Annotated in this window: 24 protein-coding genes; 14 read left to right on the top strand and 10 right to left on the bottom strand. The window is 64.4% G+C overall.

What is annotated here, in order from left to right; all coding sequences use genetic code 11:
- Positions 1–25: 25 nt before the first annotated feature.
- The gene (locus AC1RRJ_RS14720) at positions 26–1,705 is read left to right on the top strand and encodes a putative bifunctional diguanylate cyclase/phosphodiesterase (RefSeq protein ID WP_493123945.1); all 1,680 of its coding nucleotides are present in this window, start codon (positions 26–28) and stop codon (positions 1,703–1,705) included.
- Here the strand turns inward: AC1RRJ_RS14720 and AC1RRJ_RS14715 are convergent.
- From AC1RRJ_RS14715 to AC1RRJ_RS14700, 4 genes are read right to left on the bottom strand one after another with little or no spacing between them, the layout of a single operon-like run.
- Complete coding sequence (locus AC1RRJ_RS14715; protein WP_493123943.1) at positions 1,678–2,886, bottom strand: CCA tRNA nucleotidyltransferase; 1,209 nt, start codon at positions 2,884–2,886, stop codon at positions 1,678–1,680. The genes AC1RRJ_RS14720 and AC1RRJ_RS14715 overlap by 28 nt on opposite strands.
- Positions 2,883–3,473 (bottom strand): CoA pyrophosphatase, encoded by a 591-nt coding sequence (locus tag AC1RRJ_RS14710; protein ID WP_493123941.1) that lies wholly within the window; start codon positions 3,471–3,473, stop codon positions 2,883–2,885. Before AC1RRJ_RS14710 ends, AC1RRJ_RS14715 begins: the two co-directional genes overlap by 4 nt.
- Positions 3,473–4,057: a DUF1285 domain-containing protein gene (locus tag AC1RRJ_RS14705; protein ID WP_493123939.1), complete on the bottom strand. Its 585-nt coding sequence runs from the start codon at positions 4,055–4,057 to the stop codon at positions 3,473–3,475. Before AC1RRJ_RS14705 ends, AC1RRJ_RS14710 begins: the two co-directional genes overlap by 1 nt.
- Positions 4,058–4,103: 46 nt before the next feature.
- Positions 4,104–4,607 carry a GNAT family N-acetyltransferase gene (locus AC1RRJ_RS14700; RefSeq protein ID WP_493123937.1) on the bottom strand — a complete coding sequence of 168 codons (504 nt, stop codon included), beginning with the start codon at positions 4,605–4,607 and terminating at the stop codon, positions 4,104–4,106.
- A gap of 90 nt (positions 4,608–4,697) precedes the next feature.
- Between AC1RRJ_RS14700 and AC1RRJ_RS14695 the strand changes: the two genes are divergently transcribed.
- Together AC1RRJ_RS14695 and AC1RRJ_RS14690 are read left to right on the top strand one after the other, a co-directional pair.
- Positions 4,698–5,081, top strand: coding sequence for a dihydroneopterin aldolase (locus tag AC1RRJ_RS14695; protein WP_493123935.1), 384 nt, complete (start codon positions 4,698–4,700; stop codon positions 5,079–5,081).
- Positions 5,078–5,842 carry an SDR family oxidoreductase gene (locus AC1RRJ_RS14690; RefSeq protein WP_493123933.1) on the top strand — a complete coding sequence of 255 codons (765 nt, stop codon included), beginning with the start codon at positions 5,078–5,080 and terminating at the stop codon, positions 5,840–5,842. Before AC1RRJ_RS14695 ends, AC1RRJ_RS14690 begins: the two co-directional genes overlap by 4 nt.
- Before the next feature lie 37 nt (positions 5,843–5,879).
- Here AC1RRJ_RS14690 and AC1RRJ_RS14685 read toward each other — a convergent pair whose 3' ends face one another.
- Both AC1RRJ_RS14685 and AC1RRJ_RS14680 read right to left on the bottom strand, forming a co-directional pair.
- The gene (locus tag AC1RRJ_RS14685) at positions 5,880–7,313 is read right to left on the bottom strand and encodes an NAD-dependent succinate-semialdehyde dehydrogenase (RefSeq protein ID WP_493123931.1); all 1,434 of its coding nucleotides are present in this window, start codon (positions 7,311–7,313) and stop codon (positions 5,880–5,882) included.
- Positions 7,314–7,439: 126 nt separating this feature from the next.
- The gene (locus AC1RRJ_RS14680; protein WP_493123929.1) at positions 7,440–8,039 is read right to left on the bottom strand and encodes a TIGR02466 family protein; all 600 of its coding nucleotides are present in this window, start codon (positions 8,037–8,039) and stop codon (positions 7,440–7,442) included.
- 46 nt (positions 8,040–8,085) lie between these two features.
- Here AC1RRJ_RS14680 and AC1RRJ_RS14675 point away from each other — a divergent pair, with 46 nt between their 5' ends.
- Together AC1RRJ_RS14675 and AC1RRJ_RS14670 are read left to right on the top strand one after the other, a co-directional pair.
- A complete protein-coding gene (locus AC1RRJ_RS14675; protein WP_493123927.1) occupies positions 8,086–9,006 on the top strand; it encodes an SMP-30/gluconolactonase/LRE family protein in 921 nt (306 codons plus the stop codon).
- A gap of 6 nt (positions 9,007–9,012) precedes the next feature.
- Positions 9,013–9,699 (top strand): VIT1/CCC1 transporter family protein, encoded by a 687-nt coding sequence (locus AC1RRJ_RS14670; RefSeq protein WP_493123925.1) that lies wholly within the window; start codon positions 9,013–9,015, stop codon positions 9,697–9,699.
- Here the strand turns inward: AC1RRJ_RS14670 and AC1RRJ_RS14665 are convergent.
- A complete protein-coding gene (locus AC1RRJ_RS14665) occupies positions 9,696–10,067 on the bottom strand; it encodes a DUF488 domain-containing protein (RefSeq protein ID WP_493123923.1) in 372 nt (123 codons plus the stop codon). The genes AC1RRJ_RS14670 and AC1RRJ_RS14665 overlap by 4 nt on opposite strands.
- Before the next feature lie 97 nt (positions 10,068–10,164).
- On the opposite strand from AC1RRJ_RS14665, the gene AC1RRJ_RS14660 reads away from it, so the two are divergent.
- Positions 10,165–11,268 carry a DUF2855 family protein gene (locus tag AC1RRJ_RS14660; RefSeq protein ID WP_493123921.1) on the top strand — a complete coding sequence of 368 codons (1,104 nt, stop codon included), beginning with the start codon at positions 10,165–10,167 and terminating at the stop codon, positions 11,266–11,268.
- Complete coding sequence (locus AC1RRJ_RS14655; protein WP_493123919.1) at positions 11,265–11,912, top strand: HAD-IA family hydrolase; 648 nt, start codon at positions 11,265–11,267, stop codon at positions 11,910–11,912. Before AC1RRJ_RS14660 ends, AC1RRJ_RS14655 begins: the two co-directional genes overlap by 4 nt.
- A 27-nt stretch (positions 11,913–11,939) precedes the next feature.
- Here AC1RRJ_RS14655 and AC1RRJ_RS14650 read toward each other — a convergent pair whose 3' ends face one another.
- Positions 11,940–12,755, bottom strand: coding sequence for a universal stress protein (locus AC1RRJ_RS14650; RefSeq protein WP_493123917.1), 816 nt, complete (start codon positions 12,753–12,755; stop codon positions 11,940–11,942).
- Positions 12,756–12,810: 55 nt separating this feature from the next.
- Positions 12,811–13,725 carry a LysR family transcriptional regulator gene (locus AC1RRJ_RS14645; RefSeq protein ID WP_493123915.1) on the bottom strand — a complete coding sequence of 305 codons (915 nt, stop codon included), beginning with the start codon at positions 13,723–13,725 and terminating at the stop codon, positions 12,811–12,813.
- 88 nt (positions 13,726–13,813) lie between these two features.
- Between AC1RRJ_RS14645 and AC1RRJ_RS14640 the strand changes: the two genes are divergently transcribed.
- The 7 genes from AC1RRJ_RS14640 (at position 13,814) to AC1RRJ_RS14610 (ending at position 19,704) form a co-directional block, all read left to right on the top strand.
- Positions 13,814–14,524 carry a CoA transferase subunit A gene (locus AC1RRJ_RS14640; protein WP_493123913.1) on the top strand — a complete coding sequence of 237 codons (711 nt, stop codon included), beginning with the start codon at positions 13,814–13,816 and terminating at the stop codon, positions 14,522–14,524.
- Complete coding sequence (locus AC1RRJ_RS14635; RefSeq protein WP_493123911.1) at positions 14,524–15,180, top strand: CoA transferase subunit B; 657 nt, start codon at positions 14,524–14,526, stop codon at positions 15,178–15,180. Before AC1RRJ_RS14640 ends, AC1RRJ_RS14635 begins: the two co-directional genes overlap by 1 nt.
- Before the next feature lie 27 nt (positions 15,181–15,207).
- Positions 15,208–16,119 (top strand): hypothetical protein, encoded by a 912-nt coding sequence (locus tag AC1RRJ_RS14630; protein ID WP_493123909.1) that lies wholly within the window; start codon positions 15,208–15,210, stop codon positions 16,117–16,119.
- A complete protein-coding gene (locus AC1RRJ_RS14625; RefSeq protein ID WP_493123907.1) occupies positions 16,119–16,598 on the top strand; it encodes a hypothetical protein in 480 nt (159 codons plus the stop codon). The genes AC1RRJ_RS14630 and AC1RRJ_RS14625 overlap by 1 nt, the downstream gene beginning before the upstream one ends.
- 80 nt (positions 16,599–16,678) lie before the next feature.
- Positions 16,679–17,974, top strand: coding sequence for a serine hydrolase domain-containing protein (locus AC1RRJ_RS14620; RefSeq protein ID WP_493123905.1), 1,296 nt, complete (start codon positions 16,679–16,681; stop codon positions 17,972–17,974).
- A gap of 84 nt (positions 17,975–18,058) precedes the next feature.
- Entirely contained in the window at positions 18,059–19,036 is a 978-nt protein-coding gene (locus AC1RRJ_RS14615) for an NAD-dependent epimerase/dehydratase family protein (RefSeq protein ID WP_493123903.1), read from the top strand.
- Positions 19,024–19,704, top strand: coding sequence for a glutathione S-transferase N-terminal domain-containing protein (locus tag AC1RRJ_RS14610; protein ID WP_493123901.1), 681 nt, complete (start codon positions 19,024–19,026; stop codon positions 19,702–19,704). The genes AC1RRJ_RS14615 and AC1RRJ_RS14610 overlap by 13 nt, the downstream gene beginning before the upstream one ends.
- On the opposite strand, the gene AC1RRJ_RS14605 is transcribed toward AC1RRJ_RS14610, so the two are convergent.
- Complete coding sequence (locus AC1RRJ_RS14605) at positions 19,701–20,219, bottom strand: sterol desaturase family protein (RefSeq protein ID WP_493123899.1); 519 nt, start codon at positions 20,217–20,219, stop codon at positions 19,701–19,703. The two genes, AC1RRJ_RS14610 and AC1RRJ_RS14605, sit on opposite strands and share 4 nt — an antisense overlap.
- Positions 20,220–20,276 lie beyond the last annotated feature (57 nt).

The following is a 20,276-nucleotide window of genomic DNA, read 5'->3' as shown; positions in this document are numbered from 1 at the left end:
GAAAGGCCGCGCAACACCCGCTATTATGCCTATTGATAGAACCGGCGAAGACCGGCCCTTGCTGTTTGTCGGCTGGATCGACGCCCTGCCGGTTCCGGCGGCGCTTATCCGTCCGCTGGCGCGCGGCAATTTTCGTCTTCATGCCAGCAACACCGCATTCGACCGATTGAAGCTGTCGCCTGCCGGGGCTGATGCCCCGATCGAATTGTTGCGCGCGATCGAACGTGCCGCACAATATCCCGACCTTTCCCAGGAATTTTCCTGCCAGCTCGGCGAAGGCGTCGCGGCGCGCGACCTGCGCGGATCGATCGGACCTCTGCCCACCGAAACCGACGATGACGGGCTGTTCCTGCTGACCCTGATCGACCGCACCCAGGAAATGATGACCGAGCGCAACCTGCGCCGCGAACTGGTGTCGGACAGCCTGACCGGCCTTCCCAACCGCGCCGGCTTCGCCGAACTGGTCGAACAACGCGCGCCAGGCGATGGCCCTGCCGATCATGCAATCCTGCTGCTCGACCTTGCGCGGTTCAGCCGCATCAACGAACATATCGGTCCGATGGCGGGCGACGAACTGATCATCACCGTTGCGCGGCGGCTGAAATCGAGCCTGCGCAGCGGCGACATATTGGCGCGCACCGGCGGCGACGAATTCGCAATTTCTTCACGCGTCGCGGGGGGCCGTGCCGATGTGCGCGAAATGGCGCGGCGCATCCGCGGCTGTTTCGACCACCCGTTTCGCATTGGCGAATTGAAAGTCAGCGTCGATTGCGCGCTCGGCTGTGCGATTCAGCCTGCAATTGACACCGCTATCGGAGACCAGATTCGCCATGCGCAGATCGCGCTAAAGCGCGCGAAGCAGACAGACCGTATCGAAATTTACGAGCCCGAAGCCGCGATCCTGTCCGACAATCGTTTCGGACTTGAGACTGCGCTGCGTAACGCGATCGAAGAAGACCGGCTCCACCTCGCCTTTCAGCCGCTGATCGAGCTGGCGTCGGGCCGCGTCGCGGGTTTCGAGGCGCTGGCGCGCTGGGACCATGATGACGGCCATGCCGTCTCGCCCACCGAATTCATCCCGATCGCCGAGGATTCGGGGCTGATCGTCCCGCTCGGCCAATGGGCGATTGCCAAGGCGGCTGCGGTGATCGCCGACTGGGACCGGCAGAATGGCGGCGAGCCGGTCGATTGCTATTTCTCGGTCAATGTCTCCGCAATCCAGCTTGTCCGCGACGACATCGCCGCGGTGGTGCGCAAGGCGCTCGCCGACAATGGCATCGGCGGCGAACGGCTGATGATCGAATTGACCGAAAGTGCGATCATCGGCGACCCCGACCTGGCTATGTCCGTGCTCAGCGAACTCAAGACGCTCGATACCCGCGTCGCGATGGACGATTTCGGCACCGGCTATTCGAACCTCGCCTATTTGCAGCGTCTGCCGCTCGACGTACTCAAGATCGACCGCAGCTTCGTCGAGCATATGGTCGAGGATCGCGACAAGGTCGCCATCGTCCGCACGATCCAGAGCCTGGCCGAAGTGCTGGGGATGAAAACCACCGCCGAGGGCGTCGAAACCGCCGACCAGGCGCGACTATTGTCGGCGCTTGGCTGCGATTTCGGGCAGGGCTTCCTGTTCGCGCGGCCGATGGATAGCACAGCCGCGCTTCAATATTGGCGTCAGTCGCTCACGCGACCAATCATCTGATCGGCAAGCTCTGCCGCGCGCGCGGCATCCGGAAAATCCTCCGCCACCCACGCCGCCTCAACCGCCTTCAGGATACGCGCGACATCGGGCCCCACTGTCACGCCGCGCGCGACGATGTCGCCGCCCTTCAATGGCAGCAACGGAACATCCCAGCCATCGAGCGCATCGACGGCAGCCCGCGCCGATGCCGGATCGCCGGAAAGCAGATGAATGTCGCGCGCACCGTCGGTCCCGATCGCATGGGCAAGTTGCCGCGCCGGGCGTGCGATGTCGGTACGATGCCGGGCGATGGCGGACAGATGTTTCTTCTGTCGCGTCGAAAGCCGCAGCCGGCTCGCCACCTGTTCGGCGATCGCCGGATCGGCGGGAAGCAGCGCCGACAGACGGCGCAGCGGCGCAGGCTCGAGCCCTGCCGCGACCTCGTTCGCGATCAGCTTGTCAAGCGCGGCGGCAAAGCCCCCATCCAGTTCGGGCAGCAGCACTTCGAAGATGCCGTCAGCCGCCATTTGTCCGACGATGCCGCGCGGATCGGACAACGACAATATCTTGAGCAACTCGTCAGCGATGCGTTCGCGCGACAGGCTTTTGAGCGACTGACGGGCCGCGATCACCGCGTCATGGCTGACCGCATCGAGCGCGCCGCGCCCGAAGCGCGCGGCAAAGCGATAAAAGCGAAGGATGCGCAAATGATCCTCGGCAATCCGCGTCGCGGCATCGCCGATAAAGGCGACACGCCCGGCAGCAAGGTCGGCGAGACCGCCGAACCAATCGTCGACCTGGCCGGTTTCGGGATCGGCATAAAGCGCGTTGATCGTGAAATCGCGCCGCGCCGCATCCTCGCGCCAGTCGTCGGCGAAAGCGACCGTCGCACGGCGTCCGTCGGTTTCCACGTCGCGGCGCAGCGTCGTGATTTCATGATGATCGCCGCTCGCGATCGCGGTGACGGTGCCATGCGCGATGCCGGTCGGGATCACCTTGATATCGGCCGCCTCCAGCCGCCGCATCACCTCATCGGGCAACAGCGGGGTCGCCATATCGATGTCGCTCACGCCAAGGCCGAGCAAGGTATCGCGCACCGCCCCGCCGACGACCTTCACTGCGCCGCCATCGGCGGTCAACGCCGCAACGATCCGGCGCAGTCCCGGCCTGGTGCGCCATTCGGCAGGCGGCAGCGCCGTCACCGGTGCCAGCCCGCCGGCATCCGCCGCGCCAGATTGATGATGATTCCCGCCGTCACGCCCCAAATTCGTCGTCCTTGCCAATTCATGTCGTAATAATGCCGGTCGTGGCCCTGAAAATGGGCGTGCTGTTGCACGTAATTTCCAGGGTCGAAGAGGATGTCGAGCGGCACCTCGAACCAGTCCTCGACCTCGTCGGGATTGGGATCGAGCGGCAGGTCGGGCGGAATGACGCCCAACACCGGCGTGATATGATAGCCGCTGCCCGAACGATAGGGTTCGGTCGGACCTGCGATCATCACGTCGCGGCGGTTCAGCCCGATCTCCTCCTCGGCCTCGCGCAGTGCCGCATCGACCGCATCGCGGTCGCCGGGATCGATCTTGCCACCGGGAAAGGCGACCTGCCCCGCATGGCTGCGCAGCCATTGCGGGCGCTGGGTCAGGATGACACCAGGATTGGGGCGGTCGGTAAAGGCGATCAGCACCGCCGCATCGCGGAGTGTGCTGACACCATCGGACAGATAAGCCTCATCCTCGCCGACATCGGGCAGCAGATTGGCGAGCGCGGCGCGCAATTTTTCCGACAGCATCAGACGTCCACCAGCGGAAAATGCGCACCGTTGGACCAGATGGCAGGCGGATCATTCCCCTCGGCGAGTGCGATATCGACAATCTCATAATAGAGCGCGCGGTCGATGCGCGCCTCGAGCCCGTTTCCGGTCGCGCCGCGAACATGGAGGCGCGGGTCGGGATGGTCGGGATCACCCCCGAAGCTGAGCGGGTGCCCGGCGCCCGCCATGACCAGATCGTCGGTGTCGAGACGGAAGATCAGCTTGCGCGCTTGACCTTCGCCCTCGCTTTTCATCTCGACCGCGCGAAAGGCAGTGTCGTCGACCGCGATGCTCAGTTTCTCCGCCGGGGTGACGAGAACATGGCCGCCATTGGCTTCGCGGCGCAATATCGTCGAAAAGAGTTTGACCATCGCCGGGCGGTTGATGCGGCCGCCCTCGTGATACCAGCTGCCGTCGGCGCGAATCTCCATCGCACTGTCGCCGGTACGCTCGGGATGCCACTCATCGACTGGCGGCAACTTGCGCGCCGCGAGCAGCTCGGCGGCCTCGGTCAGCGACAGTTGCGAAAAAGCTTTGGGGAGCGACGGGGCGGGGCTGACCATCCGTCCGACATAGGCGGACGGGCGCGCGGTGCAACCCCCGCGCGGATCAGCGCGGCCCGATCATCCCGGCCGCCATCGGCAGGTCATGCCCGTTCACCGCGCGCGCGAGCAAGCGGCGGCGCTCGAACGGGCCGGGCAGATCCCACGCACCCGTCGCATCGGCGTCGAAGCCGAAGAAGCGGCCATAATATTCGGGGTCGCCGATCATCATCAGCGCGCCGTCGGCTCTGGCTTCTGCGGCCTCCAGCATATGCGCCATCAGCGCGCGGCCATGCCCGCCGCGCTGGACGTCGGGACGCACTGCAACCGGACCGACCATCACCAGCGGCGTCTCGGTGCCATCGGCGTCGCGATGCGCGACCGGCCAGCACTGGATCGTCCCGACCAGCAGGCCGTCCTCGACCAGCGCGAAGCTGAGGTCGGGCACCGCCGCGCTTCCTTCGCGCAGGCGATAGGCGGTGCGACCGAAACGATCGGCACCAAAGGCCGCATCGAGCAAATCCTCGACCGCCTGCACATCTATCTCTGCCAATGGAAGTAACTCGACCAACGCGCACCCTTTCGCTAATGCGGCGGCGCTTTAGGGTCCGGCGTCGGTATTGCAAAGCCGAATGTCGCCCTCGTTCGACAGGATGATCGCGTGACCGACACATTGTGGCTGGAAGTGGACGGGCTGACCGTCCAGGTGCTGACCGGCATTTACTCCGAAGAAACCCATTTACCGCAGCCGCTGCGCATCTCCGTGCGCGCGAAGCTGGCGATGGCCGATCATTATGATCCGACCACGCCGCTCAGCGCGTCGAAAAATTACATGCACCTGAAATTCGCGGCGACCGACGGCATTCCGAAGGATGTCCATTTCGTGCTGATCGAAAGCGTCGCCGACCATATCATCGACACTCTGTTCCTGCAGGACGAAAAGGTCGAGGAGGTCGAGGTCAAGATCGTCAAACTCGCGATCGCCGAGGAAGGCGAACAAATCGGCATCACGATGCGGCGAACCCGGCCGGGTTCGCGCAAGTGACGCAAAAGCTGGCGCTGGTCACGGGCGGGCTGCACCGCGTCGGCGCCGCGATTGCGGCGCGGCTCGCGCACGAAGGCTATGCGCTGGCGCTGCACAAACGGACCGCGGCAGAGGCCGATCCGGTACTTGCCGACGCGCTTGCCGCAACGGGCGCGCCAAGCCACCGCTTCGCCGCCGACCTGTCCAATCCGGCCGAGGTCGATGCGCTGATCCCCTCGGTCGTCGAAAAATTCGGCCGCGCGCCCGATCTGCTCGTCAACAATGCGGCGCTGTTCGGCGAAGGTGAATGGACCGACCTGTCGGCCCACGCACTCGCGGTTATGATGCAGGTCAACCATCATGCCCCGGTGATGCTCGCCAAGGCGCTGGTCGCGGCGAGCGACGGAAACCGTCGCCCTGCGATCGTCAATATCGTCGATCAGCGCGTCGCGCAGCCGGTGCCCGACCAGATTGCCTACAGCCTGTCGAAAGCCGCGCTGTGGCAGGCGACCGCGACGCTGGCGGTGGCTTTCGGGAACAAGGCGCGCGTCAATGCGGTCGCGCCGGGACTGACGATCGCAACCGACGACTATAGCGCGGCGCAGGTCGAACGACTGGCGGTGCGGATGCCGCTCGGCGCGCTGCCGACTCCGGCGCAGATCGCCGATGCCGTCATTTATCTGGCGCGCGCCGAGGCGGTGACGGGACAGACGATCTTCGTCGACGGCGGCGCCCATCTGGCACCGATGGGGCGCGATTTCGTGGCGCTGGATCGGGATTGATCTCCGTCGCCCCCGCAAAGGCGAGGGCGACGATTTCTCAGTAAATATGCACCGCCTTGGTGACGAGATAACCCTCGAGCCCCTCGGGCCCGCTTTCGCTGCCGAAGCCCGATTCCTTGATGCCGCCGAACGGCGCATCGAGCGCCGAGATCAGGAAGCTGTTGATCCCGACCATGCCGCTTTCAATGCCATCGGCGATCCGGTTGATGCGGCGGCCATTCTCGGTGAAGGCGAAGGCGGCGAGGCCATAGGGGAGCCGGTTCGCCTGTTCCAATGCCTCTTCTTCGGTGCCGAAGGGACGGATCAGCGCCATCGGGCCAAAGGGTTCATTGTTCATCGCATCGGCGTCGAGCGGCACGTCGGCGATCGCGGTCGGCTGGAAGAAATAGCCGCCGTCGCCCGCCTCACCGCCCGCGATCACGCGCGCGCCCTTGGCCTTTGCATCGGCAACCATCGCCGCAAGCGCGGGGACGCGGCGCGCGTTGGCGAGCGGCCCCATTTGCGTATCGGCGTCGAGGCCGTTGCCGGTCTTCACCTTCGCCGTCCGCTCGGCAAAGCCCTTCACAAAGGCGTCGTAAATCCCTTCCTGCACATAGAAGCGCGTCGGCGAGATGCATACCTGCCCCGCGTTGCGGAATTTCTGCCACACGACCTTGTCGAGCGTGCTCTCGAGATCGCAATCGTCGAAGATCAGCACCGGGGCATGGCCGCCGAGTTCCATCGTGATCCGCTTCACGCCGTCGGCGGCGAGCTTCATCAGATGCTTGCCGACCGCGGTCGAACCGGTGAAGCTGACCTTGCGGATCACCGGGCTCGCCAGAAGATGGCGGCTTATCATGTCGGGGTCGCCATAGACAAGCTGGACGGCATCGCCCGGCACACCCGCATCGACGATGCAGCGCATGATCGCGCTGGTGCAGCCCGGGGTTTCCTCGGGCGCCTTCGCGATCACGACGCAGCCCGCCGCGAGCGCCGGCGCGATCTTCTTGACCATCAGATTGACCGGGAAATTCCACGGGCTGAAACCTGCGACGGGGCCGACGGGCTGTTTCAGCACCATCGCGCGCTGTCCCGCCGGACGCTGAAGCACGCGGCCGTCGATGCGTTTGCCCTGTTCGGCGAAATAGTCGAACAAACCCGCCGCTGACAGTACTTCGCCGCGCGCTTCGGCGATCGGCTTGCCCTGTTCGAGGGTCAGCAGCGTCGCGATATGGTCGGCGCGCTCGCGGATCAGCCCCGCGACCTTGTGCATCAGCGCCGCGCGTTCGTCGGGGGTCTTGGCGCGCCATGTCGGCCACCCGCGATCCGCCGCCGCGAGCGCCTCGTCGAGGTCGGCCGCGGTCGCCACCGGCAGTTCGGCGATCGTGCCCGCGGTCGCGGGGTTATAAACCGGCCGCCCCTCGCGCCCCTCGCCGCTCCGCCATGCGCCGGCGATGAAAAGTTGCAGGTCGGCGTCATAGGTTGCGGTCATGGGGGGACTTTCGTTCTAGAGCTTCGTCATTGCGCAGCGCCGAAGGCGACGTGGCAATCCAGCGTGGCGCAAACCGCCCTCGATTGCTTCGCTTCGCTCGCAATGATGAAGTGGATATAGTCGCGCTCAGCGATAGTTAAAGCTGATACTAATCCGTTCGCCCTTGCCGCTGTGCGGCATCACTTCGTGGCGCAACCAGCTTTCCCACAGGAAGACACGGCCCGCGGCGGGTTCGGCATAGACGAAGGGCAGCAGGCTTTCGGGCGCGCCGTCGGTGCGGCCCGGCGCTGCCATCAGCATGGCGAGCCGCGGATCCTCGAGCTTCAGCGCGCCCGATCCGGGCGGAACGGCGACATAGAAGGTCCCCGAGACGATGCTGTGCGGGTGGATATGCCCGCTGTGCGTGCCGCCGGGTTTCATGACATTGACCCACAGGCTGTCGAGCTTGAGCGGCTTGGCGAGGTCGAAGTGGCATAGCTTGGCAAAGGCCTTCACTTCCTTGTCGAGCAGCCGCTTCAAATCGTAAAACGCCGGATCGCGCTCGGGCAGGTCGCCGAGGCTCGCGTAGCTCGTATAGCCCTTATAGCCATGCTCGCGGCTCCACCGCCGCCCCGCGCCATCCTCTTCGGCGAACAGACGGCTGCTTTCCTCGAGCTCCTCGAGCAAGGCGGGCGAGCCGATATCGGCTTCGTAGAAATTTGTGGCGAAGAGCGTGCGAACGGGCATGATGGCCGCAAAGCACAGCAAGTGCGCGCACGCAAGGGAGACGAGGATGGCCGAGTTTGAATTGATCGCCGACGGATTGCGTTTCCCCGAGGCGCCGGTGGTGATGGACGACGGCAGCGTCATTCTCGTCGAGATCGAGGCGGGGCGGATCACGCGTTGCTGGCCCGGCGGAAAGAAAGAGGTGATCGCGAGCCCGGGCGGCGGCCCCAACGGCCTCGCCTTCGGCCCCGACGGCAAGCTTTACTGCTGCAACAATGGCGGCTTTCACTATGTCGAATCGAACGGCTATCTGGCACCGCACGGCATCGCGCAGGATTATTCAGGCGGACGGATCGAGCGCATCGACATCGAAACCGGCGTAGTCGAAACTCTCTACAAGTCGGGCGATCATGGCGTGACCTTGCGCGGCCCCAACGACATCGTCTTCGACACCCACGGCGGCTTCTGGTTCACCGACCATGGCAAGATCGATTATGCAGCGCGCAGCCACGACATCGTCGGCATCTTCTATGCCAAGGCCGACGGCAGCTTCATCGAGGAAGTGATTTTCCCGTCGAACAACCCCAATGGCGTCGGCCTGTCACCCGATGGCAGCACGCTCTATGCCGCCGAAACCTACACCTGCCGCCTGATGAAGTTCAACATCACCGCGCCGGGCAAGGTCGCCCCCGACGCCGGCCCCGGAGGCCCCGGCATCCCGCTCTATCGCCCGGCGGGCTATAAATTCTTCGACAGCCTCGCGATGGAGGCATCGGGCAATATCTGCGTCGCGACGATCGGCGAATGCGGGATCAGCATCGTCTCGCCCGCGGGCGAACTGGTCGAATTTGTCGCGACCGACGATATTTTTACGACCAATATTGCCTTTGGCGGGCCCGACCGGCAGGACGCCTATATCACCCTGTCGGGCACCGGCCGGCTGGTGAAGACGCGCTGGGCGCGGCCGGGGCTGCAATTGCAATATTGAGGGAATATGCACGAAGAAACCCACGCCGTTACGCGGATTGGCTGGCTGCGCGCCGCGATCCTCGGCGCCAATGACGGGATCGTATCGACCGCGAGCCTGATCGCGGGCGTTGCGGCGGCGGGCGCGTCCGGGTCATCGATCCTCGTCACCGGCACCGCAGGCCTCGTCGCGGGCGCGATGTCGATGGCGGCGGGCGAATATGTGTCGGTGAGTTCGCAGGGCGACGCCGAAAAATCCGATGTCGAGTTGGAGAAGCGCCACCTCGCGGCCGATCCCGAGTTCGAACTTGAGGAGCTCACGCAGATCTACGAGCAACGCGGGCTCGACCGTGCGCTCGCCGAGCAGGTCGCGGTGCAGCTCACCGAACATAACGCGCTCGACACACATCTGCGCGACGAGCTGGGCATGACCGACGCGATGGCGGCACGGCCGGGACAAGCGGCGGCGGCTTCGGCAGCGAGCTTCGCGATCGGCGCGGCGCTGCCGCTCGCAACCGTACTGCTGTTTCCGGGACCGTCGCTGCCGTGGATTGTTGCGGCCGCGTCGCTCGTTTTCCTCGCCATTCTTGGTGCGCTCGGCGCATGGGCGGGCAATGCGCCGATGGCCCGTCCGGTGCTGCGCGTCACCTTCTGGGGGGCGCTGGCGATGGCGGCGACGATGGCGATCGGGTCGCTGTTCGGCGCCGTCGGCTAGCGTCCTTCGAGCCACTCGCGAAGCGCGACGGCATTGTTCCGCTCTTCGCTCTTCGCGGCATAGAGCAGGGTCACCGGCCCCGCTTTCGCTGCGGCATCGAGGACGAAAAGCGCCGCCTGGACCTCTTCTCCGCCGGTGTCGAGTTCAGCGAAATAGTCGCGGCGGAACGCGTCCCATGCCGCGTCCGAATCGGCCGTTTCGCCATGATAGATTTTACGCAGAGCATCGCTCGGCGACAGCGGCTTCAGCCACGCCGCCAGCGCCGCACGTTCCTTCGACACCCCGCGCGGCCATAACCGGTCGACGAGGAAGCGCGCGCCGTCCACGGCGTCGGCGGGCTCGTGGATGCGCTTGACCGCGATTGTCATATATTGGTCCTCTTCGGCGATTGTCAGTGGCCACCGCTTCTGCAACTGTATCGGCCTTCCCGCGTTCGCGGGCAAGATTCTCGAATGGGAGACAGAGATGAGCGATGCCGCCTGGGCGATCGATATCGATCGCGACGACATCACCCACGCCGTGCTGTTCGCCGAACCCGCCGCGCCGCTCGAACCGGGCCAGATCCGGGTGGCGATCGACAGCTATGCGATGACCGCGAACAACATCACCTATGCGGTGTTCGGCAAACCGTCGGGCCTGTTCGGCAACGATCAGGGCTATTGGGATTTCTTTTCCGGGCGCGGCGAACCGGGGCGATTGCCGGTCTGGGGCTTCGCCACCGTGACCGAAAGCGCCACCGACGGCGTCGCGGTCGGTGACCGCTTCTATGGCTATTATCCGATGGCGAGCCATGCGGTGCTGACGGTCGGCAAGCCGGGGGCCGGCGGCTTCGTCGATGTGACGCCGCGGCGCACCACACTGCCCCCGATTTACAACAATTATCAGCGGCTGGAGGCATTGTCCGACTATCGCGCCGCCGACCATGATTATTGGCCGGTGTTCCGGCCCCTGTTCCTGACCGGCTGGCTGATCGCCGACCAGTTCGAGGACGAAGGCGACTATGGCGCCGGGCAGATTTTGATCGCCAGCGCGTCGAGCAAGACTGCGATCGGGCTGGGCTTCGCGCTGGCGCAACGCGCCGAACGGCCCGAAACGATCGGGCTGACCAGCACCGCCAATGTCGAGGCGCTCGCCGCGCAGGGCATTTACGACCGCGTCATCAGCTATGACCAGATCATGACGCTGAACGCGGCGAATCCCGCCGCACTCGTCGATATGGCGGGCAATGGCGCGGTGACGCGGACGGTGCACAGCCATTTCGGCGACCAGCTCAAAGCCTCGATCATCGTCGGCAAGTCGCATTGGGACGCGCAGGCCGATGCCGAAGGACTGCCCGGCCCCGAACGGCAGGGCTTCTTCGCTCCCGGGCGCAGCCAGAAACGTATCGCCGACTGGGGCGGCGCGGCCTTTGGACAGAAGATCGCCGAGGCGTGGCTGGCGTTCATGGAGGTCGCACCGCGCCTCGCGACCATCGACACGCGCAGCGGCGGCGAGGCCGCGCTCGCCGCCTATCAGGAAATGCTGTCGGGTCAGGCCGACCCCAAAACGGGAATTGTCATCACGCCATGAATTACACCCACGTCATTTTCGACTTCGGTGGCGTCATCACCGCCTCGCCCTTCGAAGCGTTCAACCGGCTGGAGGCGGAACGCGGCTTGCCGCGCGATTTCGTCCGCCGCGTCAACGCCGCCGACCCCGATCACAATGCCTGGGCAAAGTTCGAGCGCGCCGAGATCGACGCCGCGACATTCGACACGCTCTTTGCGGAGGAGGCCCGCACGATGGGCCATGAGCTTGAGGGCGAGGCCGTGCTTGCGGTGCTCGCTGGCGCAGTGCGCCCTGCGATGGTCGCCGCGCTCGATACGCTGAAGGCCAATGGCTTTACGGTCGGCTGCATCACCAACAATGTCCCCTCGGGCAAGGGCGCAGGCATGGCGCGTAGTGAGGAAATGGCGGCCGAAATCGCAGCGATCATGGCGCGCTTCGACCATGTCATCGAATCGAGCAAGGTCGGGGTGCGCAAGCCCGACCCGCGCATCTATCAGATGATGTGCGAAGCGCTGGGCGTCACGCCCGAAGCCTGCATCTATCTCGACGACCTCGGCATCAACTGCAAGCCCGCCGCCGGGCTCGGCATGCACGCGATCAAGGTGACGAGCGGCGAACAGGCGCTTTCCGACCTGTCCGCCGCGCTGGAGATGCCGCTCGTTTAGGCCTTGGGCGGCACCGGTCCGCCCAGACTAATGCGCCAAAAGCAGCGGAAATCCGCTGTTTTTCAGCATGTTTTGCGTCGTGCCGCCAAATAGCGTCTCGCGCAGCCGGCCGTGGCCGAAGGCGCCCATGACGATCAGCCCGGCATCGAGCGAGCGCGCTTCCTGTTCCAGCCGTTCGGCGACCGACGCGGCTCCGCGATCAAGGAGATCGAGTTCGGCGTGGATGCCATGGCGCGACAGGTAACGCAGTGCATCGGTGCCGGGAAAAGCACCGTCCTCCTCAGCGCCCACTGCGGCCAGCACGACCTGACGTCCGCCGCCGAGCAGCGGCAATGCGGCGCGCAGCGCCTGCGCGGCCTGCGCGCTGCCATTCCACGCGACCAGCGCGGGCGCGTCGAAATCGATCGCCTTTGTGGTGCCCGGCAGGGCCAGCACCGGAACCGGCGTCGCCAGCGCGAGGTCGCCGGCGAGCATCGGCGGGCCCTGGCGAAGATCATGTTTCGGACCCGTCAGGCTGACGATGGTCAAGTCGGCCAGCGCCGCCGCGCCTGCCAGGCCGCCGATGATATCACCGTCGGCCATCTCGATCGTCCACGGCACATCTTCCTTGGCGAGGCGGTCGGCCAGCCGGCTTTCGAGCGCGAGATCGTCCGCCTGCGCCTTCGCCAGCGCCTCGGCGGCGAAATAGGTGCCACCAAAAGGATCGAAGCTGACGAACTGCTGGAGCGGCGTCGCGATCATCAGCGTGACATGACCTTCGAAGTGCCGGGCGAGGTCGAGCCCGACCTGATAGCGTCCCTCGGACGCGGCGTCATTGTCGGCGTGGACCAGAATCGAGCGCATATCGGCCTCCTTTGGTTGTCTGATAATAGGCTAATGCACGGAGACGCGCATCAGTTCATTGATCGGCGTCAAAGTCCCCGCGCACCGTCGTCAGGCGCAGCCGGGCAGCCTCGTCAAATATCCGCATCAGCACCGGCTCGGTATCCGCGACGCGCATCGCAACATGGAATTCGACCGGTGCCAGCGCAGGCATGTCGGCCAGTTCGACCAGCGCGCCGCGTGCCATATCGTCGAGCACCATCGGTTCGGGAAATATGCCGACCCCGCCATCAGCCTTGGCGATGTCGATCATCATCCGGGCATTGTTGCACAGGTTCAGCGATTTCTGCGCGATGCGCGAGGCCTGAATCGCATCGCGCATCCGTCCGTGAATCGGCGAATGGCTGGCGAGCGACCACACCGGAACCGGGCCAGTGTCGCCGTCGCCGAACGCCGCTGCGACCGCGGGACTCGCCAGCCAGACGAGCGCGACCGCGCCGATCGGGCTGGTCTTGAGCGCCGGGTGCGCGATCGGTCCGGCCGCGAAAGCCAGATCGGTGCGGCCGGTGAGCAGTTGCTGGATCAGGTTCGCGGTCAGGTCGATCTCGATCTCCAGCCCGACATTCGGCATCTCGGCCTTCAGCCCGGCGACGAAGGGCGGAAGACAACTCGCCGCTGCTATCTCGCCCGCACCGATTCGTACCACCCCGCTCGCCTCGGCGAATCCCCCGCTGCCGAGCAACGCCAATTGCATGTCACGGAGCAACGGATCGCAATCGCGCACCAATTTGCGCCCCGCCGCGGTCAGCGACATGCTGCGCCCGTCGCGGCGGAACAGCTTCGATCCGAGCCGTTGTTCGAGCTCGCGCATCCGCGCCGATACCGCGGGCTGGGTCGTGTTCAGCCGCTCGGCCGCAGCCGAAAATGTCCCGAGCCGATCGATCCACAGCAATGTTTCGAGATGGTAGAGCGAGATACGATTGATAGACATTGTTTATGAATAATCTAAAATTACTAAGATTAGAATTGATGATTTAGATGCGCCACAGTCACCCCCGACAACAGGAGGAGCCCGTTTTATGGCGAACAAACGATATCCCGACGCCGCCGCCGCGCTCGAAGGCCTTCTCTTCGACGGCATGCAGATTTGCGCCGGGGGATTCGGCCTTTGCGGCATCCCCGAACGGCTGATCGACGCGATCCGCGATGCGGGCACCAGGGATCTTACCATCGCCAGCAACAACGCCGGGATCGACGGCGAGGGGCTCGGCAAGCTGCTCCGCACCAAGCAGGTCAAGAAGATGATCAGCTCCTACGTCGGCGAAAACAAGGAATTCGAACGCCAGTATCTGGCGGGCGAGCTCGAGGTCGAATTTTGCCCGCAGGGCACGCTCGCCGAGCGCTGCCGCGCCGGCGGCGCGGGCATTCCGGGCTTCTACACCAAGACCGGCGTCGGCACCGCAGTCGCCGAGGGCAAAGAGATCAAGAATTTCGACGGACAGGATTATATCCTCGAACGCGGAATCTTCGCCGACCTTGCGATCATCAAGGGCTGGAAAGCCGACGAGAGCGGCAATCTGATTTTCCGCAAGACCGCGCGCAACTTCAATCAGCCGATGGCGACCGCGGCGAAAATCTGCGTCGCCGAGGTGGAGGAAATTGTCCCCGTCGGCAGCCTCGACCCCGACTGTATCCATCTGCCCGGCATCTATGTGAAGCGCCTGATTCTCGGCGCGCCTTACGACAAGAAGATCGAGTTCCGCACCGTTCGCCAGAAGGAAGCCGCATAATGGCCCAAGAAATCAAGGGGTGGACCCGCGACGATATGGCGGCGCGCGCCGCGAAGGAACTGCAGGACGGCTATTACGTCAACCTCGGCATCGGCATCCCGACGCTGGTGGCGAACCACATTCCGGCGGGGATGGAAGTCACGCTCCAGTCGGAAAACGGCATGCTGGGCATCGGGCCCTTCCCTTTTGAGGGCGAAGAGGACGCCGACCTGATCAACGCGGGCAAGCAGACGATCAGCGAACTGCCGCAGTCGGCCTATTTCAGTTCTTCCGACAGCTTCGCAATGATCCGCGGCGGGCATATCGACCTCACCGTCCTTGGCGCGATGGAAATTGCCGAGAACGGCGACATCGCCAACTGGATGATCCCGGGCAAGATGATCAAGGGCATGGGCGGCGCGATGGATCTCGTCGCCGGGGTCAAGAAGATCATCGTCGTGATGGAGCATAATGCCAAGGACGGCAGCCCGAAGTTCATTCCGGCATGCACGCTGCCGCTGACCGGTAAGAATGTCGTCGACATGATCATCACCGACCTCGCGGTGTTCAAACGCGACGATCATGACAGCCCGTTCAGGCTGATCGAACTGGCACCCGGCGTGACCGCCGAGGAAGTGGCCGAAAAGACGACCGCAAGTTATAAAGGATTAGGATGAGGCAATAGATTGCGCCAGGGTGGACAGATGAAAAACAAAAGCCGTTCGGGTTTGGCCGCCATGCTGGTCGCGGGACTGGTGATCGGCTTGCCGGTTCCGGGCGCCGGTCTTTCAGCCAAAACGGTGGTGAAAAAGGCTGCGGTAAGGAAGCCGGTCAGGCGCGTTCTTCCTCCTCCAATGCCCGAAGCCCCAATGCTCGTCCGCGACGATCCGGAGACGACACCGCCGCCACCGGTTCCGCTACGACTGCCAAAAGGGTCTCCCGCAATCCTGGTGTCGCCTCCCGCCCACTATCCGATGGGCCTGGCGCCGCCGCCGCCGCCGATTCCGGCGAGCAAGGAGGGACCACAGATCAAGGAATTGGGCACGCTTCAGTTTGCGCCGACCGTTGCCGACGTCGAGGCGGAGGGCTGGACCGGCAGGGAAAATGAAGATGCCGACCTGATGCTCACCGTCCGGCCCGATGGCAGGGTCGAAGATTGTAAAAAGATAGAATTCTCGTCGTCCTTCAGCACCGCAATATGTGCGCTCATCATCAAGTCGGCGCACTTTCAATGGGCCGGCGAAGGCGACCGGCCTCCCTATGGTTATTTGTTCGTATCGACGCAGTGGGACATCTCACCCGATATCGATGCAAAGCTTGACCTGATGCCTGAAGATCAGGGATTGCCGGTCGACATCATGTTGCGACGCGGTAATTTTAACGATGGCTGCAACGTACTGATAAGGGGCATGTCCGCCGATCAGGAGCGCAACTTGTGCGCCAAGGTCAAGCGCACGATCGCAGGTTATGGCGGCAAAGGAACCAACGGCGTCCTGTTCGATCCGGATGATTCGGATGTCAGCGTGTGGCTGCGCCGCCGGCCGGCTGGCGAAGAGCCGACGCTGACCGTCAAATGGAATGCATTCTGGCGTGGCGGTTTTCCCGGGCCGAAATAATGCCGTTGGCGATTGATGGGGAGGCAGTGCTGACCACAATACCACCGAACCCCGGCACCGGCTTGCTGCGATTTGGCGGCTGGTTGTCGGCGGGAGCAGCATTGCTCCACTTGGGCTGCATCTTCGGCGGGGCCGACTGGTATCGTTTCTTCGGCGCGGGCGAGGGCATGGCGCGCGCCGCCGAACGCGGTGACTGGACGCCGACACTGATCACATTGGCGATCGGCGCAATCCTGTTGATCTGGGCGGCTTACGCCTTTTCGGGCGCGGGGCGCTTGCCGCACCTGCCCTTGCTGCGGACGGGGCTGATCGTCATCGCTGCCATCTATCTGCTGCGCGGGCTCATTTTTGTGCCCCTCCATATGTGGCGTCCGCAACATACGGACAGTTTCGCAATCTGGTCCTCGCTGATCGTCTTCATCTACGGCGCGGTTTACGCCTTCGGGACATGCAAGGCCTGGCGCCATCTTGCTCCCTAGATCGCTCCGAGGGTGACGACGGAGGAACTCGCAGCTAAGACGACGATCACATATAAGGTCGCATTCCAAGTCACGGGTCCATGAAGCGCGTTTTACTTGCTCTGATCGCTATCGTCGCGCTGGGTTCGGCGGGCTGGTTTGGTGTTCACGCCCTTGGCGGGAAGCACTCCCTTGCGAGTGTCCTGATCCCGATCAGGGCCGCTGAGAACCTGCCCGATACGCCCGCGGAATGGCGCGGCCGGATCGACTATCGCGCGCTCGACAAGCAATTGTCCGACCTCGCCCAGCGGCCCGAAATGGCGGGGCTGGCGGTGGCAGTCGTCGAAGACGGCGAATTGCGCTTCGTCCGCACCTATGGCGTCGCCGACAGTTCGACCGGAGCGCCGGTCACACTGAATACGCTGTTCCGCTGGGCCTCGGTTTCGAAAACCGCAACCGGTGCAATGGCAGCCGCACTGGCCCATGATGGCACCGTCGATCTGGACCGCCCGGTCGCCGACTGGCGCACATCGCTGCGCTTGCCGGGTGGCGCCGAGACGCGGGTCACGTTCGGCGATCTGCTGGCCCAGCGCAGCGGCCTCACCAAAAATGCCTATGACGAAAAGCTGGAGGAAGGGCAGAGCCCCGCCCTGCTACGCGCGAACCTTGTCGCCGCACCGCTGCAATGCGAACCCGGCACCTGCCACACCTATCAGAACGTCGTCTTTGATACCGCGAGCGAGATATTGGGCAAGGCCGCAAACAAACCCTTTTCCGATGCGGTCGAGGATCGTTTTTTCCTCCCGCTCGGGATGGTCAGCGCGGGTTACGGGATGGAGCGGCTGACGGGCGCCAAAGATTGGGCAAAGCCGCACCGCGGCGCACACGTCCTCCCGGTCAAGGAGGCCTATTGGCGCGTTCCTGCGGCCGCTGGCGTCGAAAGCGATATCGTCGATTTCGCCAAATGGATGCAGGCGATGATGGGCAGCCGCCCCGATGTGCTGTCGCCCGCCGTGTTGCAGCTTGCCCATCGCCCCCGCGTCGGCACGGCGCGGCTTTATGGCGGCGCCTTGCGTCAGGCGATTAGCGATGCGAGCTACGGCCTGGGCTGGCGGAGCTTCACCTATAATGGCCACCGGCTCGAAGGCCATTCGGGCGCAGTTTCGGGCTATCGCGCGACGATGATTTTCGAACCATCCACGCGGACCGGTGTTGTGGCCATGTGGAACAGCGATTGGGGATTTCCATTCCGCATCCCGTTCGCGGCGATCGATAGCTATCATAAGCGCGCGGACGCGCGCTGGCTCGACCTCAGCGAACTGCCCCCGCAGACCGGCGGCGCTGCCGGAGCCAATCCGGTTCCCGCCGATTCGAAGGGGTTCGCTCCCTCGCCCTGAAGTCGGATTGCACGGGGCACGCTTGTCCCCCGACCCTCTGCCTGTGTATGAGGCGCGCGTCCAAGACGGAGAGGAGAATCATCGATGCGCGTACTGCTGACCGGTTCGTCTGGCTGGCTGGGGCGCTATCTCGCTCCGCTGCTCACGGGAAACGGCCATGAGGTCACCGGCCTCGACGTCGTATCCGGAGCGTATACGCAAGTCATCGGAACCGTTGCCGATCGCGCGCTGATCGACCGGACGATGGGCGAGCACGGCATCGAGGCGATCATCCACGGCGGCGCGCTGCACAAGCCCGACATCGTCCGTTATCCGCGGCAAGCCTTTGTCGACGTCAATGTGACGGGCACGCTGAACCTGATCGAGGCCGCGGTCGCGGCGGGCAACGACCGTTTCCTCTTGACCTCCACCACCTCGCTGATGATCCGCGCCGATGTTCGCGCGGGCGCGGGAGACGACGGTGCGTGGTGGATGGACGAGGATTTCGGTCCGATCGAACCCCGCAACATTTACGGCATCACCAAGCTCGCCGCCGAACAGGCGTGCAAGCTGGTCCATCGCGAGCATGGCATATCGGTGGCGATCCTGCGCACCGGCCGCTTCTTTCCCGAGGATGACGACACGCATGCAGTGCCAAGCGGCCCCAACCTCAAAGCCAACGAACTGCTGCACCGCCGCCTGACCGTCGAAGATGCTGCAGCCGCACATCTCGCTGCGCTGGACGCTGCGCCGTCGATCGGCTGCGACACGTTCATCCTCTCCGCCCCGCCGCCTTTCGCGCGCGAGGAAGCCGAGGAACTCGCCCGCGACGCCCGTGCGGTGATCGCGCGCCACCATCCCGATGCCGCCGGAATATATGCCGCGGCCGGCTGGATACTCCCCGAAACGATCGACCGCGTCTATGACCCGTCACACGCCGAGCGCCGCTTCGGCTGGCGCGCCGCGACCGAGTTCGGCAGCGTGCTCGCCGCGCTCCGTGAAGGCACCGAACTGCCCTTCGCGCACGATCCCGATTACACATCCCCCATTGTCGCACAGGAGCAACAGCCATGTATGTGCTGATCACCGCCAATCGCAATTATTCGAGCTGGTCGCTGCGCCCGTGGGTGTTGATGACGGCCCTCGGCATCCCCTTCGACGACCAGATCGAACCTTTCACCAACCCGATCAACTATGATGAATTCCGCAGCTTTTCTCCGACCGGACAGGTGCCCGTGCTGCTTGACGAAGGGCGGACCGTTCACGACTCGCTTGGTATCGCGCTTTACCTCGCCGACCGGCACGAGGGCGTGTGGCCGACCGATCCCGACGCCCGCGCATGGGCGCAGTGCGCGGCCGCGGAAATGCACAGCGGATTTTCAGCCCTGCGCAACGATTGCACGATGAATGTCGGGGTCCGGGTGACGCCCAAGCCGGCCTCCGGTGCGCTCCGGGTCAATGTCGCCCGCATCCGCGAATTGTTCGAAGAGGGTCTGTCGCGGTTCGGCGGCCCCTTCCTCGCGGGCGACCGCTTTACCGCCGTCGATGCCTTCTTTGCCCCCGTGGCCTTTCGTATACGCACCTATGGCCTCGGCGTCGGCGCTGGGCAGGCATGGGTCGACCACATCCTCGCGCATCCGGCGATGGCAGAATGGGAGCGGCAGGCTCTACTTGAGAACTGGCGCGAGGAAAGCCACGAGGCCGAACTGATGGCGGCAGGCCTCATTACGGCAGATTACCGCATCGCCTAGTCGGCGAGCGCCTCACGGACCACCGCAATCCCTGCCTCGCGCTGCGCCTTGAGCTCGGCTTTGAGCTTTGCGGGGTCTCGCGCAAAGACGAAGCCGAAACTGACCCCGCCTTCCTTGCCGATTGTGGCATGGTGGAGTTTGTGCGCTTGCACCAACCGCTTCGCGTAGCCGCGCCTTGGCACCCAGCGGAAATAGCGCTGGTGAACCAACCCGTCGTGCACCAGCGTGTAGATGATGCCATAGAAGAGGACGCCAAGCCCGATCCACGTCCCCGGTTCCCATGCCGCCGCACCCATGATCATCGGGCTGCCGACCACGAACATCGAAATGCTCATCGCGGCGCCGAAGATCGCGAACAGGTCGTTCTTTTCGAGCCGCTTGTCGTGCGGTTCATGATGGTCGCGGTGCCACGCCCAGCCAAAGCCGTGCATGATATATTTGTGACTCGCCCAAGCGACACCCTCCATCGCCCCGACGGTGGCAAGAACGAGCGCGAGGATAGCAAGCGTGGACATGGGAGGATTATAGGCTTGTTGGGTGCCTGAAACCACCTCCCCTCTTTCGTCATGCCG

The sequence above is a fragment of the Sphingopyxis sp. GW821-FHT12C06 genome (assembly GCF_058807415.1).
Note: the sequence above shows the minus strand (reverse complement) of the source record. Positions and strands in the feature narration are given on the sequence as shown.

What these genes read in the sequence shown, in the direction of transcription:
- AC1RRJ_RS14720 (WP_493123945.1), top strand. Translation starts at nt 26, where the DNA reads ATGCCTATTGATAGAACCGGCGAAGACCGGCCCTTGCTGTTTGTCGGC.
- AC1RRJ_RS14610 (WP_493123901.1), top strand. Translation starts at nt 19,024, where the DNA reads ATGTATGTGCTGATCACCGCCAATCGCAATTATTCGAGCTGGTCGCTG.
- AC1RRJ_RS14620 (WP_493123905.1), top strand. Translation starts at nt 16,679, where the DNA reads ATGAAGCGCGTTTTACTTGCTCTGATCGCTATCGTCGCGCTGGGTTCG.
- AC1RRJ_RS14605 (WP_493123899.1), bottom strand. Translation starts at nt 20,219, where the DNA reads ATGTCCACGCTTGCTATCCTCGCGCTCGTTCTTGCCACCGTCGGGGCG.
- AC1RRJ_RS14660 (WP_493123921.1), top strand. Translation starts at nt 10,165, where the DNA reads ATGAGCGATGCCGCCTGGGCGATCGATATCGATCGCGACGACATCACC.
- AC1RRJ_RS14710 (WP_493123941.1), bottom strand. Translation starts at nt 3,473, where the DNA reads ATGCTGTCGGAAAAATTGCGCGCCGCGCTCGCCAATCTGCTGCCCGAT.
- AC1RRJ_RS14675 (WP_493123927.1), top strand. Translation starts at nt 8,086, where the DNA reads ATGGCCGAGTTTGAATTGATCGCCGACGGATTGCGTTTCCCCGAGGCG.
- AC1RRJ_RS14645 (WP_493123915.1), bottom strand. Translation starts at nt 13,725, where the DNA reads ATGTCTATCAATCGTATCTCGCTCTACCATCTCGAAACATTGCTGTGG.
- AC1RRJ_RS14685 (WP_493123931.1), bottom strand. Translation starts at nt 7,313, where the DNA reads ATGACCGCAACCTATGACGCCGACCTGCAACTTTTCATCGCCGGCGCA.
- AC1RRJ_RS14625 (WP_493123907.1), top strand. Translation starts at nt 16,119, where the DNA reads ATGCCGTTGGCGATTGATGGGGAGGCAGTGCTGACCACAATACCACCG.
- AC1RRJ_RS14640 (WP_493123913.1), top strand. Translation starts at nt 13,814, where the DNA reads ATGGCGAACAAACGATATCCCGACGCCGCCGCCGCGCTCGAAGGCCTT.
- AC1RRJ_RS14665 (WP_493123923.1), bottom strand. Translation starts at nt 10,067, where the DNA reads ATGACAATCGCGGTCAAGCGCATCCACGAGCCCGCCGACGCCGTGGAC.
- AC1RRJ_RS14615 (WP_493123903.1), top strand. Translation starts at nt 18,059, where the DNA reads ATGCGCGTACTGCTGACCGGTTCGTCTGGCTGGCTGGGGCGCTATCTC.
- AC1RRJ_RS14680 (WP_493123929.1), bottom strand. Translation starts at nt 8,039, where the DNA reads ATGCCCGTTCGCACGCTCTTCGCCACAAATTTCTACGAAGCCGATATC.
- AC1RRJ_RS14630 (WP_493123909.1), top strand. Translation starts at nt 15,208, where the DNA reads ATGAAAAACAAAAGCCGTTCGGGTTTGGCCGCCATGCTGGTCGCGGGA.
- AC1RRJ_RS14670 (WP_493123925.1), top strand. Translation starts at nt 9,013, where the DNA reads ATGCACGAAGAAACCCACGCCGTTACGCGGATTGGCTGGCTGCGCGCC.
- AC1RRJ_RS14650 (WP_493123917.1), bottom strand. Translation starts at nt 12,755, where the DNA reads ATGCGCTCGATTCTGGTCCACGCCGACAATGACGCCGCGTCCGAGGGA.
- AC1RRJ_RS14705 (WP_493123939.1), bottom strand. Translation starts at nt 4,057, where the DNA reads ATGGTCAGCCCCGCCCCGTCGCTCCCCAAAGCTTTTTCGCAACTGTCG.
- AC1RRJ_RS14635 (WP_493123911.1), top strand. Translation starts at nt 14,524, where the DNA reads ATGGCCCAAGAAATCAAGGGGTGGACCCGCGACGATATGGCGGCGCGC.
- AC1RRJ_RS14655 (WP_493123919.1), top strand. Translation starts at nt 11,265, where the DNA reads ATGAATTACACCCACGTCATTTTCGACTTCGGTGGCGTCATCACCGCC.